The 16829-nt window shown below is 31.3% G+C and carries 19 protein-coding genes; all 19 read left to right on the top strand.

Going from position 1 to position 16829, the window contains the following annotated elements; all coding sequences use genetic code 11:
• Window positions 1-169 precede the first annotated feature (169 nt).
• A complete protein-coding gene (ileS, locus tag HMPREF0078_RS06915; protein WP_039920596.1) occupies window positions 170-3280 on the top strand; it encodes an isoleucine--tRNA ligase in 3111 nt (1036 codons plus the stop codon).
• A gap of 53 nt (window positions 3281-3333) precedes the next feature.
• A complete protein-coding gene (locus HMPREF0078_RS06910; protein ID WP_004839428.1) occupies window positions 3334-3792 on the top strand; it encodes an NUDIX domain-containing protein in 459 nt (152 codons plus the stop codon).
• A gap of 355 nt (window positions 3793-4147) precedes the next feature.
• A complete protein-coding gene (locus tag HMPREF0078_RS06905) occupies window positions 4148-5242 on the top strand; it encodes a DMT family transporter (RefSeq protein WP_004839427.1) in 1095 nt (364 codons plus the stop codon).
• Window positions 5242-5505 carry a hypothetical protein gene (locus tag HMPREF0078_RS06900; RefSeq protein WP_004839426.1) on the top strand — a complete coding sequence of 88 codons (264 nt, stop codon included), beginning with the start codon at window positions 5242-5244 and terminating at the stop codon, window positions 5503-5505. Before HMPREF0078_RS06905 ends, HMPREF0078_RS06900 begins: the two co-directional genes overlap by 1 nt.
• Before the next feature lie 8 nt (window positions 5506-5513).
• Entirely contained in the window at window positions 5514-5807 is a 294-nt protein-coding gene (locus tag HMPREF0078_RS06895) for a BMC domain-containing protein (protein ID WP_004839425.1), read from the top strand.
• Between the two features lie 8 nt (window positions 5808-5815).
• Window positions 5816-6106 (top strand): BMC domain-containing protein, encoded by a 291-nt coding sequence (locus HMPREF0078_RS06890; protein WP_004839424.1) that lies wholly within the window; start codon window positions 5816-5818, stop codon window positions 6104-6106.
• A 10-nt stretch (window positions 6107-6116) separates the two neighbouring features.
• Complete coding sequence (locus tag HMPREF0078_RS06885; RefSeq protein WP_004839423.1) at window positions 6117-7550, top strand: aldehyde dehydrogenase family protein; 1434 nt, start codon at window positions 6117-6119, stop codon at window positions 7548-7550.
• A gap of 8 nt (window positions 7551-7558) precedes the next feature.
• The gene (gene cutC / locus HMPREF0078_RS06880) at window positions 7559-10108 is read left to right on the top strand and encodes a choline trimethylamine-lyase (RefSeq protein ID WP_004839422.1); all 2550 of its coding nucleotides are present in this window, start codon (window positions 7559-7561) and stop codon (window positions 10106-10108) included.
• A 17-nt stretch (window positions 10109-10125) separates the two neighbouring features.
• Window positions 10126-11088: a choline TMA-lyase-activating enzyme gene (gene cutD / locus HMPREF0078_RS06875; RefSeq protein ID WP_004839421.1), complete on the top strand. Its 963-nt coding sequence runs from the start codon at window positions 10126-10128 to the stop codon at window positions 11086-11088.
• Window positions 11089-11096: 8 nt separating this feature from the next.
• Complete coding sequence (locus tag HMPREF0078_RS06870; protein ID WP_004839420.1) at window positions 11097-11435, top strand: BMC domain-containing protein; 339 nt, start codon at window positions 11097-11099, stop codon at window positions 11433-11435.
• Window positions 11432-11887: a EutP/PduV family microcompartment system protein gene (locus tag HMPREF0078_RS06865; protein ID WP_004839419.1), complete on the top strand. Its 456-nt coding sequence runs from the start codon at window positions 11432-11434 to the stop codon at window positions 11885-11887. The genes HMPREF0078_RS06870 and HMPREF0078_RS06865 overlap by 4 nt, the downstream gene beginning before the upstream one ends.
• Window positions 11875-12423, top strand: a complete 549-nt coding sequence (locus tag HMPREF0078_RS06860; protein WP_004839418.1) for a hypothetical protein — start codon at window positions 11875-11877, stop codon at window positions 12421-12423. The genes HMPREF0078_RS06865 and HMPREF0078_RS06860 overlap by 13 nt, the downstream gene beginning before the upstream one ends.
• On the top strand, window positions 12404-13249 hold the full coding sequence (eutJ, locus tag HMPREF0078_RS06855) for an ethanolamine utilization protein EutJ (RefSeq protein ID WP_167317029.1): 846 nt from the start codon (window positions 12404-12406) through the stop codon (window positions 13247-13249). Before HMPREF0078_RS06860 ends, eutJ begins: the two co-directional genes overlap by 20 nt.
• A gap of 2 nt (window positions 13250-13251) precedes the next feature.
• Window positions 13252-13545, top strand: a complete 294-nt coding sequence (locus HMPREF0078_RS06850; RefSeq protein ID WP_004839416.1) for a BMC domain-containing protein — start codon at window positions 13252-13254, stop codon at window positions 13543-13545.
• Window positions 13539-13808: a EutN/CcmL family microcompartment protein gene (locus tag HMPREF0078_RS06845; protein ID WP_004837443.1), complete on the top strand. Its 270-nt coding sequence runs from the start codon at window positions 13539-13541 to the stop codon at window positions 13806-13808. Before HMPREF0078_RS06850 ends, HMPREF0078_RS06845 begins: the two co-directional genes overlap by 7 nt.
• A gap of 9 nt (window positions 13809-13817) precedes the next feature.
• Window positions 13818-14114, top strand: coding sequence for a hypothetical protein (locus HMPREF0078_RS06840; RefSeq protein ID WP_004839415.1), 297 nt, complete (start codon window positions 13818-13820; stop codon window positions 14112-14114).
• 1 nt (window position 14115) lies between these two features.
• On the top strand, window positions 14116-14769 hold the full coding sequence (locus tag HMPREF0078_RS06835; RefSeq protein ID WP_004839414.1) for a phosphate propanoyltransferase: 654 nt from the start codon (window positions 14116-14118) through the stop codon (window positions 14767-14769).
• 129 nt (window positions 14770-14898) lie between these two features.
• The gene (gene eutM / locus HMPREF0078_RS06830; RefSeq protein WP_026065049.1) at window positions 14899-15180 is read left to right on the top strand and encodes an ethanolamine utilization microcompartment protein EutM; all 282 of its coding nucleotides are present in this window, start codon (window positions 14899-14901) and stop codon (window positions 15178-15180) included.
• A gap of 29 nt (window positions 15181-15209) precedes the next feature.
• Window positions 15210-16802 (top strand): acetaldehyde dehydrogenase (acetylating), encoded by a 1593-nt coding sequence (locus HMPREF0078_RS06825; protein ID WP_004839412.1) that lies wholly within the window; start codon window positions 15210-15212, stop codon window positions 16800-16802.
• Window positions 16803-16829 lie beyond the last annotated feature (27 nt).

Genomic DNA, 16829 nt, shown 5'->3' with positions numbered 1-16829 from the left:
GGCTATGAATTTTTTATTATGAAGATCATCTTTTAGCTTAATAAATGAAAAAATTAGTTTATTACGTAAGATAGGCGTTAACTTCATACTCAATTTTTGGGTGGACCGTCCCTTCTGGGGGCGTTTTTTTATTATAATTTATTTTAAGAAATTAGAAAGAAAGGGAATTATGGCAAGTTTTAAATCACTAGATACAAAAAATACTAAACAAAGAGAACTTGATCTTTCCAAATACTGGGCTGATATAGACCTGTTGGATAAGACTTTTACAACAAGAGAAGATGCTGAAGAATATATAATCTATGATGGTCCTCCAACAGCAAATGGAAAACCAGGAATCCATCACGTTATAGCAAGAACCTTGAAGGATATGACTTCAAGATATAAAAATATGATGGGCTTTAAGGTTTTGAAAAAAGCTGGATGGGATACACACGGACTTCCTGTAGAAATTGAAGTTGAAAAAGAATTAGGCTTTACAGAAAAAGATCAAATAGAAAAATACGGCGTTGAAAAATTCAATCAAAAATGTAAGGATTCAGTTTTTAAATATTCAGACATGTGGAGAGATATGTCAGACAGAATGGCTTTTCTTTATGATATGGATAATCCTTACATAACTTTGGACAATGATTATATAGAAACTGAATGGTGGCTATTAAATGAGGCTTTCAAAAAAGGATTAATTTATGAAGGCGCAAAAGTTATGCCATATTGTCCAAGATGTGGTACAGGTCTTGCAAGTCACGAAGTTGCTCAAGGCTATCAAATGGATAAGGCCATAACTTTAATTTGTAAATTTAAGAAAAAAGAAGCTGACAATGAATATTTCCTAGCTTGGACAACAACTCCATGGACTCTTCCATCAAACGTTGCTTTAACTGTTCATCCAGAACTTGACTATGTAAAGGTAAATGATAAAACTGATGGCTGCTATTATTATTTGGCAAAATCTTTGCTTGAAAAAGTTATGGCAGATCACGAATACGAAGTTGTTGAAGAGATGAAGGGAAAAGATCTTGAGTATGTTGAATATGAACAACTACTTCCTTATGTAAAGCCAGATGGCAAGGCATTTTTCTTAACTTGTGCTGATTATGTTTCAGCAGAAGATGGAACAGGAATTGTTCACACAGCTCCAGCTTTTGGAGAAGATGACTACCAACTTGGAAGAAAATATAATTTGCCATTCGTTCAACCAGTTGACCTTGAAGGATGTTTTACAGAAACTCCTTGGAAGGGGAAATTTATTTTTGATACAAACGAAGAAATTTTCATTCATCTAAGAGATGAGGGAAAAGTTTATAAAAAACAAACAATCGAACACAATTATCCTCACTGTTGGAGATGTAAAACTCCACTTGTTTATTACGCAAAACCATCTTGGTATATAGAAATGAGCAAACTTTCCGAAAAAATGGTTGAAAATAATAATGGAGTTAATTGGTATCCACAAACAATCGGGGATAAAAGATTTGGAAATTGGCTTGAAAATGTAAAAGATTGGGCAATTTCAAGATCAAGATATTGGGGAACTCCACTAAATCTTTGGAGATGTGACGATTGTGGTCATGTTGAATCAATCGGTTCAAGAAAAGAATTAGCTGAGAAAGCAAGAGAAGATATATCAGAAGATATAGAACTTCACAGACCTTATGTTGATGATGTAACTTTAACTTGTCCAGAATGTGGAAAAGTAATGCACAGGGTTCCAGATGTAATTGACGTTTGGTTTGACTCAGGAGCAATGCCATTTTCACAAGTACATTATCCATTTGCAAAGGGAGAAGATTTTGAAAATTATTTCCCAGCAGATTTCATTTGTGAAGGAATCGACCAAACAAGAGGATGGTTCTATTCACTCATGGCTATTTCAACAATTATTACAGGAAAAGCACCATACAAAAATGTATTAGTAAATGACTTGGTTGTTGATAAAAATGGACAAAAAATGTCAAAATCAAAAGGAAATACCCTAAATCCATTTGAATTATTTGATAAATATGGGGCAGATGCTGTAAGATTTTATTCTTTATATGTATCTCCTTGTTGGGTTCCAACAAAATTTGACGAAAAAGGACTAATCGAAGTTAAAAATAATTTCTTTAGGACAATAGAAAATGTTTATAATTTCTTTGTTCTTTATGCAAATACAGATAATATTGGACTTGATGAGATCAAAAATTTTGAAAATGTAGAGCTTGAAGAAATCGACAAGTGGTTATATTCAAGATTAAATTCACTATTAAAAGCTTATTACGAACAAATGGAATCTTTTGACTACAACAAGGTTGTTCATTTGGTAAATGATTTTGTTGTAGAAGACTTATCAAATTGGTATATAAGAAGAAATAGAAAGAGATTTTGGAGAGAAGATTTAACAGAATCCAAAAAAGCAGTTTACAAAACATGCTTTGATGTTTTGCTAAGTCTTTCAAAAATGACAGCTCCAATAGCTCCATTTATTTCAGAAGAAATCTACAGAAATTTAACAGATGGACTTTCAGTTCACGTTGAAAAACTTGATGAAGTAAATGAAGATTTGATTGATGAAAAATTAGAAGATAAAATGGACCTTGTAAGAAAAATGGTTACTCTTGGTCGTGCATCAAGGGAAAAAGAATCAATCAAGGTTCGTCAACCTCTAGAAAAAATAATTGTAGATGGATCATTTAAAGAAACAATCGGTGATTTGACAGGTTTAATCAAAGAAGAATTAAATATTAAAGAAGTTGAATTTGCAGATGACCTTTCAGACTTTATGGATTATTATTTAAAACCAAACTTCAGAAAAGTTGGACAAATTTTTGCTAAAAACGTGGGAGCCTTTGGAAAATTCTTGGCTAGCGTTGATGCAAAAGAATTTGTAGAAAAAGTTGAAAATTCTCCACAAGAAATCGAAATAAATGGAGAAAAATACACTGTCGAAAAAGATTATCTTGACGTAAGAATCCAAGCAAAAGAAGGATTTGATGTTGAGATGGATGGAAATGTCTTTGTAGTTTTGGATACAGAAATCACAGAAGATCTTAAAAAAGAAGGATACGCAAGAGAATTTGTATCAAAAATCCAAAATCTTAGAAAAGAAAATGGATACGAAGTTACAGATAGGATTGACATCTTCTTTAATGCAGATGATGAATTGAAAAATGCTTTAAAAGAATTTGAAGAAGAAATCAAAAAAGAAACTTTAGCAGATACAATGAAAGTTAAAGACCTTGATATAGAAGAATTCGAATTAAATGATAAAAGTGTAAAAATTGAACTAGAAAGAAAATAAATATAAGAGGAAGTGGGGAAACTTGCTTCCTTTTTTTGTGGATTGGAGTATATATGAAAATTGTACTTATGAATATGGTAAAAATTTATGATGAAAAAAATAATAAGGTTCTAGTTTTAGATAAAAAGAAAAAATACGGCTGGGAGGGTCTTACCTTTCCTGGTGGAAAAGTTGAAAAAAACGAATCTTTTGAAAATTCTGTAATAAGAGAGGCAAAAGAAGAAACAAACTTAGATATAAAAAATCCTGAACTTCTTGGAATAATCACTTGGGCTTTTACAAACGATGAAGGCGAATTTCAAAAAGATGTGGGACTTTTATACCAAACAAAGGAATTTTCTGGAAAATTAATTGAAAATAACAGGGAAGGAAAATTATTTTGGAAAGATTACGACGAATTTAAAAAAATGGATAAGATGAGCGAATCAATGCCAGAAATTTTAAAAATTTATGATGGAAAATACAGAGAAATTTATTGGGATGTGGATAAGGATAGAAAGGATTATTATTAATAAATTTAAAACTTAAAAAATATAAATACTAATGGTAGCAGAATAGGTATGTTCTGCTATTTTTTAGTTATTTATCTAATTGATTTCACAAAAAACATTAAAAAATCAATTTATAAATATATAAGTATTTAAAATATATAAAAAATATAGAAAAAAAATCAAAAAGTTTTACGCTAAGGTTAAGATTAAAGATAATGTAAGAAAAGAAAAATATAAAAATGTGACAAAAGAAAGCTAGAATTTCAATTGGAAACGTTGTTTTTATAAAAAAAGTTGACTTTTACGTTAGGTATATTGTTAATATCTAAACAAGGAAAACATTTATATGTTTTAAATTAATGAAGAAGGAGATAGAGTGGTGGAAAAAACAAAAAATTATTCAGATGCTGTTAGTAAAGCTGAATCCACTAAGAAAAAACTTGATAAAAAGTATTTTAGCAAGGGTTTAAATATTGGTATTCAATCTGGTATATATTATGGACTTTACACAGCATTAGTAACTACAGCCACAGTGTATGGAATATGGAAGTTTTGGTATTCAGGTGAAGCTGGACTTTCAGATATTACATTGGCTTTTATTCTTGGAACACTTGCAACAGGAATAAACGATTTAACATCAGCAATCTGGGCTTTAGCAAATTCAATTATCAAGGGAAAATTTGGAGATTTTATAAAGACTTTAAAAACAAAGCCAGGAATGATAATGGTATTTGCAGCTATAGTCGGAGGGCCGATAGCAGGAGTTACATATATTCTTGCTGTTCAAATGGGAGGACCAGTTGTTATACCTATAGCGGGTCTTAATGTAGCTATTGGAGCAATTCTTGGAAGAATAATTTTAAAGCAAGAATTATCAGCAAGAACAATTTTAGGAATTGTTATTTGCTTAGCTTCGTCTCTTTTAATAGGCGCGACAAGTCTTACTGGAGAGGTTAAAGATGGAATGGTTTTAGGAATAATCCTTGCAATCGTGGCAGCATTTGGATGGGGACTTGAAGGAGTTATAGCTGGATTTGGAACTTCAATGATTGATTCGGAAATAGGAATAGCTATTAGGCAAACCACATCATCATTAGCAAATCTATTAATAGTTTTACCAGTTTTTGGAATAATTGAAGGGAGCGGAATACATCTTATTTCTGGTCTTTTCATAAATGCTATTACTGATCCAACAATTTTAATTTTATTTGCTAGTGGATTTTTTACATTTATATCATTTGCCTTTTGGTATAAAGGAAATTCAATGTGCGGAGCAGCTTTAGGTATGGCATGCAATGGAACATATACTTTCTGGGGTCCATTTTTCTGTTGGATTATACTTGGAATAATTTTGAAAAATCCAGGTTATGAAATAGCGCCAATAGCATGGTTAGGATCACTTCTTATGGCATTAGGAATATTTATAATGAGTGTAAATCCACTTGATTATTTTAAAAGAGGTAACAAATAATGAGAAGACCATTAAACTATGAAATATTAAAATATTTTACTAATGAGGATAAGGCGTCTGCAAAAGATGTTTATCAAGCGTTAAAAGATGAATTCAAAAATCACAAGGCTTTTACAATGGAAAATATAATAGAAAGTCTTATGACGGCGAAAGAAAATGGATTAATAGATGAGGATTCATATATGCTAATAGATGATGAATTAGTTGTTTATTATAAAGCAAGTGAAGAACAAAAAAATACTATAAATTCTTATATTAAGTAGGTGAAAATATGCAATACGAATCACAAGCAATAGGTCTTATAGAAACTTTGGGTATGTTGCCAGCTATAAAGGCATTAGATGCTATGCTAAAAGCAGCAGATGTAAAATTTGTATCCTATGAAAACGTAGGATCAACTCTAGTTACTGTAATAGTAAGAGGAGATGTTTCATCATGTATGAGTGCAGTAAAAGCCGGAGTAGCTGAAGGCGAAAAAATTGGAAAAATAACAGCTCATAATGTTATGAAACGACCAGTAACAAATGTAAGTAAAGTAATTTCAGTTCATAAAGTAGAAGATTAGGAGTTAAGATGCAAGCATTAGGAGGCATAGAAACTTTCGGTTTAGTATATGTGCTAGAAGCCGCAGATGCAATGGAAAAAGCAGGTAGTGTAGAAATTATTGGTTACGAAAACGTAGCCAGTGGATATATTTCAATACTTGTAAAAGGAGATGTGTCAGCAGTTGAATCAGCAGTACAAGCAGGAGTTAAGGCAGTAGAAGCTATGGGAGCAGAAGTTTACTCATCATTAGTAATACCAAGCCCACATCCAGATTTAGAAAAAGTAACCGAAATTTATAATTTAGATAATTTGATTTAAGGGGTGGACTATGAAAGTAATAGATACAGATCTTCTTTCGATTCAACAAGCAAGAATTTTATTAGAACAGGCAGAAAATTCTAGGGGAATTCTTCTTGACATTGACAAAGAAACAAGAAATGAACTATTAAAAAAAATAAAACAATATTACAAAACTAACATAGACCAACTTGCAAAAATGTCTTTTGAAGAAACATCATATGGAAAATATGAGGATGAGATAAAACTTGGAAATTATTATTTAGATAATTTGGAAAATGAATTGAAAGCATATCCTCAAATATATGATATAGTAAAAAATCAAAACTCAAGACAAGTAGCTCTTTCAAAAGGTGTTAGTCTTGTATTTATAGCCCCATACCTATCAACACTTACTAGTTTTCAAGCCATATATTTTGCAATAAGAGCTTTAAATCCTCTTATAGTAGTAAGTGATTTACGATGTGAAAAGACTGTAACAAAAATGGTTGAAGATATTAAAAAAATCCTAAAAGAAAATTTTTATCCAAGAGGTTTTTTAGATATTTTAACCTATAACTCTGACTTAGGAGAAAAAACCTTATATGAAAGTGAAAAAGTTTCATTCATATTGGAAAATCTTCTAAGCGAAAACAAAAGAAAAATCCAAAACGATAAGGCTCAAATTTTTAAAGCGGAAATAGGAAATAACATAGTATTTATCGACAAAGATTGTGATATAGATAAGGCAAGTTGTGAAGTTATAAATTCAAAAACATTTAATAACGGACTTTTGCCAGGAGTAGAGCAATCAATAGTAGTAGAAGAAAATGCTTATGAAAAGGTTGTAGAAAAATTTAAAGAATATGGAGCATTTTTTCTAAGCAAAGACGAACATATAAAACTTGAAAAAATATTATATGATCAAGACCATAATTGCAGAAAGGAACTTATAGGAAGAAGTGCAAGGCAAATCGCCGAAATTGCAGGAATAAAAGTTAATTCAGATACAAAAATTCTAGTGGTTACAAAACCATATGTATCAGAAAAAAGTCCTTATTCAAAAGAAAAATATAATCCTATAGTTTCTTTATATATAGAAAATGATTGGTTGAATGCTTGTGAAAAATGCGTTGAATTAATTTTAAACGACAAAAAAGGTCAAAGCCTTTCAATATATTCCAACGATGCATATGTAATAGAACAATTCATAGAAAAAAAACCTGTAGCAAGAGTTTTGGTGAACTCACCAACTGGTTTAGGTTCAGTAGGAATAGGAACAAACCTTCCCATAAGTTTTAGCCTATCAACAAAAAAAATAGAAGGATGCAATCAAACATCACTAACACCAAACCATTTTATGAAATTTAGAGAAATAGGTATATGTGATAAAAAAGATATAAGCTCCTTTCTAAGCGAAAAAACTGTCAAAAAAGATAAAGATTTATTTGATAAAATATTAAATTCATTAGAAAAAGATTATTAGGAGGAGAAATGGACTTAAGAGAATTTTCTAAGAAATTGGCAATGGCAACAGAGCATATGTCAGATTCAGAAAAAGAAAGTGTACGCAAATTATTTGAAAAAGTGCAAGATCAATTAAACAAAGAGGATAATAAAAATTGTGATTTAAGTGTGGGAATACAAAGTGAAGGAACACAAATTCCTAATGGACCTACTCAAAGACTTATTGATTTAAAGGCAAACTTTTTAAAACAAGTTCCAACTATAACCTTGCATAGGGCAAAAATAGTAACAGAACTAACAAAAGAAAATCCAGGAATGCCAAAGAATGTTCTAAGAGCAAAAGCTTTTAGAAAAAATTGTGAAACAGCACCACTTGTAATTCAAGATAATGAATTAATAGTAGGTTCACCTTGTGGGGCACCAAGAAGCGGAGCATTTTCTCCAGATATTTCTTGGAGATGGTTAAGAGATGAATTAGATACAATTGAAAACAGACCACAAGATCCATTCCACATTTCAGAAGAAGACAAACAATATTGTAAAGACGTATTGTTCCCATTCTGGGAAGGAAGAAGTCTTGATGAAGTATGTGAAGACCAATACAGAGATGCTGGAGTATGGGAATTATCAGGAGAATCTTTCGTATCAGATTGTTCTTACCATCAAGTAAATGGAGGAGGAGATTCAAATCCAGGATATGATGTAATCCTAATGAAAAAAGGAATGAAAGATATCCAACAAGAAGCAAAAGAACACTTAGAAAAACTTGATTATTCAAATCCAGAAGATATAGATAAAATTTACTTCTACAAATCAGTAATAGAAACAACTGAAGGAGTAATGATATATGCTAAAAGATTAAGTGAATATGCAAAACAATTAGCTCAAAAAGAAACAAATCCGAAAAGAAAAATTGAATTGGAAAAAATAGCAGAAGTAAATGCTCACGTTCCAGCAAATAAACCTAGAACATTTTGGGAAGCGATACAAGCAGTTTGGACAATAGAATCCTTGCTTGTAGTTGAAGAAAACCAAACAGGAATGTCAATAGGAAGAGTTGACCAATATATGTATCCATTCTACAAAAAAGATATTGAAAGTGGAAGAATGAATGATTACCAAGCTTTTGAACTTGCAGGATGTATGCTAATAAAAATGAGCGAGATGATGTGGCTAACAAGTGAAGGTTCATCTAAATTCTTTGCAGGATATCAACCATTCGTTAATATGACAATCGGTGGAATCACAAGAGAAGGTGTCGATGCAACAAATGATTTAACATATCTTTTGATGGATGCGGTAAGACATGTGAAAATATACCAACCATCACTTGCGACAAGAATCCACACAAAATCTCCAGAAAAATATTTAAGAAAAATTGTAGATGTAGTAAGAGCTGGAATGGGCTTCCCGGCTTGCCACTTTGATGATACTCACATAAAAATGATGCTTGCAAAAGGAGTAAGCGTAGAAGATGCTAGAGATTATTGTATGATGGGATGCGTTGAACCACAAAAATCTGGAAGATTATATCAATGGACATCAACTTCATACACACAATGGCCAATAGCAATAGAATTAACATTAAACCACGGTGTTCCACTTTGGTATGGAAAGCAAGTTACACCTGATTTAGGAAGTCTTTCAAACTTTGATACTTGGGAAAAATTTGAAAAAGCTGTAAAAGAACAAATTTCATATATAACAAAATTAACAGCAGCAGCAACAACAATATCTCAAATAGTTCACAGAGATATGGCACCAAAGCCTTTAATGTCAATAATGTATGAAGGCTGTATGGAACATGGAAAAGATGTTTCAGCAGGTGGAGCAATGTATAATTTTGGTCCAGGAGTTGTATGGTCAGGACTTGCAACTTATGCAGATAGTATGGCAGCAATCAAAAAATTAGTTTATGACGATAAAAAATATAGCCTAGAACAATTAAATGAAGCATTAAAAGCAGAATTTAAAGGCTATGAACAAATCAAAAGAGACTGCTTAGACGCTCCAAAATATGGTAACGATGATGACTATGCAGATAAGATTTGTAACGATATTATAAACTTTACAGAAAGAGAACACGCAAAATATAGAACACTTTATTCAAGACTTTGCCATGGAACACTTTCAATATCTAACAATACACCATTTGGACAAATGACAGGAGCATCAGCTAATGGTCGTGATGCATGGACACCATTATCAGATGGCATATCACCAACTCAAGGTGCTGACTTTAATGGACCAACAGCTATTATAAAATCAGTATCAAAAATGGCGAATGATTCAATGAATATGGGTATGGTACACAATTTTAAAATTCAAAAAGGAATTTTAGATTCTATAGAAGGAGAAAATGCTCTTGTAACCTTATTACGTACAGCTTGTATGTATGGAAATGGAGAGATGCAATTTAACTACTTAGATAATGAAACTATGCTAGATGCTCAAGAACATCCAGAAAAACATAGAGATTTAGTAGTTCGTGTTGCTGGATATTCAGCATTCTTTGTTGAATTATGTAAGGATGTTCAAGACGAAATTATAAGTCGTACAATGCTAGAACACTTCTAGAATAGAAAGGAATATAAATGGATGTAGATTCAAATAAAGAAGGAATTGAAAGGACTGCTAGAATTTTCAATACTCAAAAGTACAACGTCCATGATGGTCCAGGAGTAAGAACTTTAATATTTTTCAAGGGTTGCCCACTTAGATGCAAGTGGTGCTCCAACCCTGAAGGATTAAAAAGAGAATATCAAGTAATGCTTAAAAAAAATGCTTGTATAAATTGTGGTCAATGTGTTAATGTTTGTCCAAAAAAAATTCATTATATGGAAAATGGAATACACAAAGTTCATAGAGATATAACTTGCATAGGTTGTAGAAGATGTGAGAAAAATTGCCTTCAAAAAGCTATAGAAATTGTAGGTGAAGATAAAACAATAACTGAATTAATGGATATTGTAAAAGAAGATAAAGATTTTTATATGATGAGTGGTGGCGGGTTAACAGTAGGCGGAGGAGAATGCAGTGCTCAAGCTGAAAGTTTGAAATCCCTACTTGAGGAAAGTCATATGAGTGGAATTAATACAGCCATAGAAACTTGTGGTTATACTCCAAGAAAATCTTTAGATTTAATAAAAGACCATGTAGATTTATTCTTATTTGATATTAAACAAATGGATCCTGTAAAGCATAAATATTGGACTGGAGTAAATAATGAAAGAATCTTATCCAATCTAAGATATTTACTAGAATGTGGAAAAAAAGTTAGGGTAAGAATGCCAATTTTAAAAGGAGTAAATGACAGCCACGAAGAAATAAAAGCAGTTGTAGATTTTTTAGAAGATTTTAAATGTTTTAAAAATTTCGATGGCATAGATTTACTTCCTTATCATAGGTATGGGGTTGGCAAATATGAACAGCTTGATATGGATTATCCAATGGATTCTGAGATGGAAGGTGAATTTGCCTTGTCCAATGAACAGTTAGATGAAATCCAAAAGTGGATTGATGAAAAGAAAATCGAAGTGAATTTAGTAAGGCATTAGGTGATAATATGGAAAATTTGCAAAGAATAGTTCAAGAATCAGTACCAGGCAAACAAATAACCCTTCTTCATCTTATTTCATCTCCAGATCCATCAGTAAATGAAAAAATTGGTTTGGATAAGGGAAATGCCATAGGAATTATGACCTTAACTCCAACAGAAAGTTCCATAATAGCAGCTGATGTGGCAGCAAAAGCTGCGAATGTAGAAGTTTGCTTTATTGATAGATTTAATGGATGCGTTCTTTTACAAGGAGATAATGAAAGCGTAAAACAGTCCCTACAAGCAGTTAAAGATACTTTTGAAAGTATGTTAAAATTTACTTCTTGTCCCGTAACAATGTCATGAGTAGAAAGTGGTTAATAGCTGGAAATGATGGAGTGGGAAAGACAAGTCTTGCAAGCTTAATTGAAGAGAAAAATCTTAAATCAAAAAAAAGTTTAGATCTTCAATTTAGAGAAAAAACTATTGAAGTATCAGAAGGATATATAGAAAATCCCTACTTAAATAGTGCTTTGATTATGGTTGGACAAAATCAAGCCTTAGTAAATATTTTTATGATAGATTTACAAAAAGATTGTCATGTTCCACCAAACTTTGCAAAATCATTTACCAGACCAACAATTACAATAATCAATAAGATTGATCTTTATGATGATGTAAAGTTGGAAAAATTAAGGCAAATAGCAAATGCTATTGGAAGTGATTATATATTTGAGATATCACTAAAGACAGGTAAGGGACTAGAAAAATTAAGAAAATATATAAAAGAAACTGAGGAAAAAAGATGCTTTTTATAACAGAAGATAATTTAAGATACAAATACAAAAAAAGCCCTTTTGACTCATACATCATTGAAAAAGGTAGTAAGCTAACTCCACAAGCTAGACAATTTCTTTTGGATTTTAGGATAGATATAGTTGATAAAACAAAGGCTAAAAACACAAAAAAGAAACAAAATAAGCTTGGGGATAATCCGATTTGCAAAAATTTGGATGAGAAAAAATTAGATGAAGAAGTGAGTTTGATAATTAAAAAAATTGCTTTTGAGCTTAAAGATTTTGACCATGAATTTGCTTCTTATTTAAATGACTTAGCGATAAAAATTTTTAAAAATGAAATTATAGACCTAGAGAAAATGAATTGTAAAGAAAGTGAAGCTATAGATATTTATATGAATATGAATCTTGATAATCCATATCTTAAAAGCTTTATAAGTATAGAAGAAGGTATTGATAAACTTAATAAGATTAAAGAAAAAAATAATGAAGAGTTTATATATAAAATAGCTGCTAAACTTTATATTTGGTTTATAAATATTTGCAAAGGAGGATAAGCTTATCAATTTAGAAAATGTTAATAAAGTCATAAAAGACTTTGAAGAATCAATAAAAAAGCCTATAAAGACAAAAAATAAAAAACTTTACACAGGTATAGATTTAGGAACTGCTTTTATAGTTTTGTGTGTATTTGATGAAGATAAAAGACCTGTTGCAGGTGCATATGAATTTGCTCAAGTTGTTAAAGATGGAATGGTTGTGGATTATATAGGAGCTTGTGATATTGTAAGAAAGCTAAAAAATCAACTAGAAGAAAAACTAGGAGAAGAACTTCTTATAGCAGGATGCGCTATCCCACCAGGAACAGAAAATATAGACGGTGGAGCAGTAAAAAATGTAGCAGAGTCAAGTGGTTTTATAGTAGAAAAAGTTTTAGACGAGCCAACAGCTGCAAATAAATTATTAAATCTTGATAATGGAGCTGTAGTAGACATCGGTGGCGGTACAACTGGAATATCAATAGTAAAAGACGAAAAAGTAGTAAAAGTTTTAGATGAAGCTACAGGTGGAACACATTTTTCATTAGTATTATCAGGGGCATATAAAATTGACTTTGATAAAGCAGAAGAATTAAAAAGAGATTTTTCAAAACATAAAGAAATATTTCCTGTTGTAAGACCTGTTATAGATAAAATAATTTCTATAATCGAAAATGCAAGCAAAGATCAAAAAATAGATAAAATTGTTTTGGTAGGTGGTACAGCACTTTTAAGTGGAATGGAAGATTATGTTGGTCAAAAGACAAAAATAAAAACATTAAAACCATCAAATCCTATGTTTGTAACGCCAATAGGAATAGCTTTATCACTTATAGAGGATTAAAAATGGATATTAAACTTATAAAAGCACCAAGCCCAGCCACACTTGATATTATAAAAAATAGATCCAAATTCAAATTGGAAAAAAATCCTGGAGCTTTAGGGCTTGTTCAAGGAAAATTAATAGAAATGACTGTGGCAAGTGATATAGCCTATAAAACTAGTGGGGTAGAAGTATTAGATGTTAGAGGCTCATGTCCACAAAATATGATTATGCTTGCAATAATAGGAGAGATGGAAGAAGTTAAAGTTGCCCTAAGAAATATTGAAGAAAAAATTAAGGAAAAAAATATATGGTAATCGCAAAACTTATAGGCAATGTATGGGCTACAAGAAAATATGATTCGCTTAATGGTCTTAAATTTATGTTAGTAGAAATTTTAGATGGAAGTGAAAAAAATAAAAAAATAGTAGCAGTAGATACAATAGGAGCTGGTAGAGGAGATAGGGTTATTATAACCCAAGGTTCATCTGCAAGAGCAATTCTTGAGGAAAATCAAAATCAAAAAATTCCTGTAGATGCTGTTATAGTTGGAATAATAGATGAGGATTGTGATTTCTAGGAGGTTTTGATGAAAAGACTCATAAGTCAGGAAGAAGTCTTAAAGAAAAAAAATGAAAAAGAAATCTATATTGATGACAACACTATAATCACAGCTGCAGCCAAAGACTTAGCAAAAGATTTTGGCATAGAATTTAAAAAATGTGATTGTAAAGATAAAAAAAATGATATAGAAGAAAAAAAAGAAAGCAAAGAATGTAAAAAATCATCAGCTGTTTTATCGGAAGAACAAATTTATAGGATACTTAAAAAAGGGATAGAACAAGGCCTATTATCTGAAAATGATATTGAAAGGATAATAGGATAGGATGAATGAATTTAGTCAGTTGCTAGAAAGCTTAGTAGACAATTATAAAAAAAATAAGCAAAAAGTTAATATAGATCTTTATAAGATTCCTGTAGGAATATCAGGAAGACACATTCACTTATCTCAAGAAGATTTAGATACTCTTTTTGGGAAAGGATACAAGCTTACACCAATAAAAAGTTTATCACAACCAGGACAATTTGCATGCAAGGAATGTGTGACAATAGCAGCAAAAAAAGGTTGCATAGAAAAAGTTAGAATAATAGGTCCAGTAAGAAAACAAAGTCAAGTAGAAATACTAAGATCAGATGCCTTTAAACTTGGTATAAAACCAGTACTAAGATTGTCAGGAGATATTAAAGATACTCCAGGAATCACAGTAATAGGACCAGAAGGAACAGTTGTTTTAAAAGAAGGCACAATAGTTGCTCAAAGACACATTCATTTTAATAATCTTCAAGCAAAAGAAAGAGGATTAAAAAATGGAGATATAGTTTCAATAAAAACTAGAGGTGAAAGGTCAGCACTACTTGAAAATGTAAGTGTTAGAGTAGGAGATAACGGATATCTTGATTGTCATATAGATCAAGAAGAAGCCAATGCTCTAGGATTAGGTCCTAAAGACTTTATAGAAATTATTATACAAGGGGTTTAGATGACAGAAAAAAAGAAAGAAGTAGCAAAAAAAACAGAAGCTACAAAAAACGAAGAAGTGAATACAGAAGTAAACAAAAAAACCACAAATAAGATCGTAAAAAAAGTAGAAAAAAAGGAGATAAAAAAAATGGCACAATTAGACGCATTAGGAATGATTGAAACAAAAGGATTAGTAGGAAGTATTGAAGCAGCAGATGCAATGGTAAAAGCAGCTAACGTTACACTTGTAGGAAAAGAACATGTTGGAGGAGGACTTGTAACAGTTTTAGTTAGAGGAGATGTAGGAGCAGTAAAAGCAGCAACAGATGCAGGGGCTGCAGCAGCACAAAGAGTTGGAGAATTAGTATCAGTACACGTAATCCCAAGACCACACACAGAAGTTGAAACAATCTTACCACACAAAGAATAATTAACAAATAAATTAGAAAGAAGGTAAGCATGGCAGAATTAGATTTTGATCTATCTTCAATCCAAGCAGCAAGAGATCTTGCTAGAAAAGGAGCTGAAGCAGAAAAAAAATTAAAAAATTATACATTCGATCAAATTGATAGAATTATAAAAGCTATTGCTGAAGCTGGAGAAATTCACGCAAAAGAATTAGCAGAAATTGCAGTAGAAGAAACAGGCTTTGGAAAGGTAGAAGATAAAATATATAAAAATCACATGGCAAGTGGACTTTTATATGAAGAAATTAAAAATCAACAAACTATAGGAATAGTAGATGCTGACCAAGAAGGTCAAGTTATTACTATAGCAGATCCAGTTGGTTTAATAATGGGAATAGTTCCATCAACAAATCCAACATCAACAGTTTTATATAACTCAATGATAGCTATAAAATCTAGAAATCCTATAATCTTTAGTCCACATCCAAAAGCTAGTAAATGTACATCAAGGGCAATAGAAATTGTAAATGAAGCAGCTGTAAAAGCAGGGGCACCAGAAAATATTGTACAAGGATTAACAAAACTTTCAATTGATGCAACAAATGAATTAATGCATGCTAATGAAGTTAAATTAATCATAGCAACAGGTGGTCCAGCAATGGTAAAAGCAGCATATTCTGCTGGAAAACCAGCTATAGGAGTAGGGGCAGGAAACTCACCAGCTTATATAGAAAAAACTGCTGATATCAAAAAAGCTGTTAGAAATATTATGGCATCAAAAACTTTTGATAATGGAACAATATGTGCTTCAGAACAATCATTAATTGTCGAAAGAACAAATAGACAAGAAGTAGTTTCAGAATTTGAAAAAGCTGGTGCATATTTCATGACTGATGAGGAATGCAAAAAAGTTTGTGCTTTATTATTTAGAAATGGAACAGCAATGAATCCTAACTATGTAGGAAGAAGTGCAAAAGTTATAGCAGATGCTGCAGGAGTTAGCATACCAAGTGGGACTAGAGTACTTGTTGGTGAACAATACGGAGTTGGAAAAGAATATCCATTATCTTATGAAAAATTGACATCAGTACTAGGATTTTACACAGTAAATGATTGGAAGGAAGCTTGCGATCTTTCATTTAAACTTCTAGAAAATGGTATAGGACACACTATGAGCCTACATACAGAAGATAAAGAAATTGCAAGAAAATTTGCTATAAAACCTGCAAGTAGAATTCTTGTAAATACTGGTGGAACAATGGGAGGAACAGGACTTACAACAGGCCTTCCAATAGCGCTAACCTTAGGATGTGGAACAATGGGAGGATCAAGCGTATCAGAAAATGTTGGTCCAAAACACCTTGTTAACTTCAAAAAATTAGTTTATGGAACAAAAGATGCTGATAAGCTTGTTGAAGAAGATGAAATATTTAAAAAATATCACGGAAATAATTCTTTATTAAATAACAATTCATTACCAAACTATGGAAACCAGCCAAAATATTTTGAATATTCAACAGGTTGTAATAATTGTAAAACAGAAGAAGAAAAGAAATCTTCAAACTTTAATGAAACAGGTGAGATAAACCTAGAAGAATTAAAAGAAATGGTAGACTCACTAGTAAATGCCTTTAAAGGTGAATAAATAAGTTAATAAAAAAATAAAAAATAT

The organism is Anaerococcus vaginalis ATCC 51170 (assembly GCF_000163295.1).
Lineage (GTDB): Bacteria > Bacillota > Clostridia > Tissierellales > Peptoniphilaceae > Anaerococcus > Anaerococcus vaginalis.
The sequence above is the reverse complement of the archived record's forward strand: the minus strand, read 5'-3'. Positions and strand labels throughout refer to the sequence as shown.

Excerpts from the sequence above, each read along its gene's own strand:
- ileS (WP_039920596.1), top strand. The coding sequence starts at position 170 with ATGGCAAGTTTTAAATCACTAGATACAAAAAATACTAAACAAAGAGAA.
- HMPREF0078_RS06910 (WP_004839428.1), top strand. The coding sequence starts at position 3,334 with ATGAAAATTGTACTTATGAATATGGTAAAAATTTATGATGAAAAAAAT.
- HMPREF0078_RS06900 (WP_004839426.1), top strand. The coding sequence starts at position 5,242 with ATGAGAAGACCATTAAACTATGAAATATTAAAATATTTTACTAATGAG.
- HMPREF0078_RS06895 (WP_004839425.1), top strand. The coding sequence starts at position 5,514 with ATGCAATACGAATCACAAGCAATAGGTCTTATAGAAACTTTGGGTATG.
- HMPREF0078_RS06890 (WP_004839424.1), top strand. The coding sequence starts at position 5,816 with ATGCAAGCATTAGGAGGCATAGAAACTTTCGGTTTAGTATATGTGCTA.
- HMPREF0078_RS06885 (WP_004839423.1), top strand. The coding sequence starts at position 6,117 with ATGAAAGTAATAGATACAGATCTTCTTTCGATTCAACAAGCAAGAATT.
- cutC (WP_004839422.1), top strand. The coding sequence starts at position 7,559 with ATGGACTTAAGAGAATTTTCTAAGAAATTGGCAATGGCAACAGAGCAT.
- cutD (WP_004839421.1), top strand. The coding sequence starts at position 10,126 with ATGGATGTAGATTCAAATAAAGAAGGAATTGAAAGGACTGCTAGAATT.
- HMPREF0078_RS06870 (WP_004839420.1), top strand. The coding sequence starts at position 11,097 with ATGGAAAATTTGCAAAGAATAGTTCAAGAATCAGTACCAGGCAAACAA.
- HMPREF0078_RS06865 (WP_004839419.1), top strand. The coding sequence starts at position 11,432 with ATGAGTAGAAAGTGGTTAATAGCTGGAAATGATGGAGTGGGAAAGACA.
- HMPREF0078_RS06860 (WP_004839418.1), top strand. The coding sequence starts at position 11,875 with ATGCTTTTTATAACAGAAGATAATTTAAGATACAAATACAAAAAAAGC.
- HMPREF0078_RS06850 (WP_004839416.1), top strand. The coding sequence starts at position 13,252 with ATGGATATTAAACTTATAAAAGCACCAAGCCCAGCCACACTTGATATT.
- HMPREF0078_RS06845 (WP_004837443.1), top strand. The coding sequence starts at position 13,539 with ATGGTAATCGCAAAACTTATAGGCAATGTATGGGCTACAAGAAAATAT.
- HMPREF0078_RS06840 (WP_004839415.1), top strand. The coding sequence starts at position 13,818 with ATGAAAAGACTCATAAGTCAGGAAGAAGTCTTAAAGAAAAAAAATGAA.
- HMPREF0078_RS06835 (WP_004839414.1), top strand. The coding sequence starts at position 14,116 with ATGAATGAATTTAGTCAGTTGCTAGAAAGCTTAGTAGACAATTATAAA.
- eutM (WP_026065049.1), top strand. The coding sequence starts at position 14,899 with ATGGCACAATTAGACGCATTAGGAATGATTGAAACAAAAGGATTAGTA.
- HMPREF0078_RS06825 (WP_004839412.1), top strand. The coding sequence starts at position 15,210 with ATGGCAGAATTAGATTTTGATCTATCTTCAATCCAAGCAGCAAGAGAT.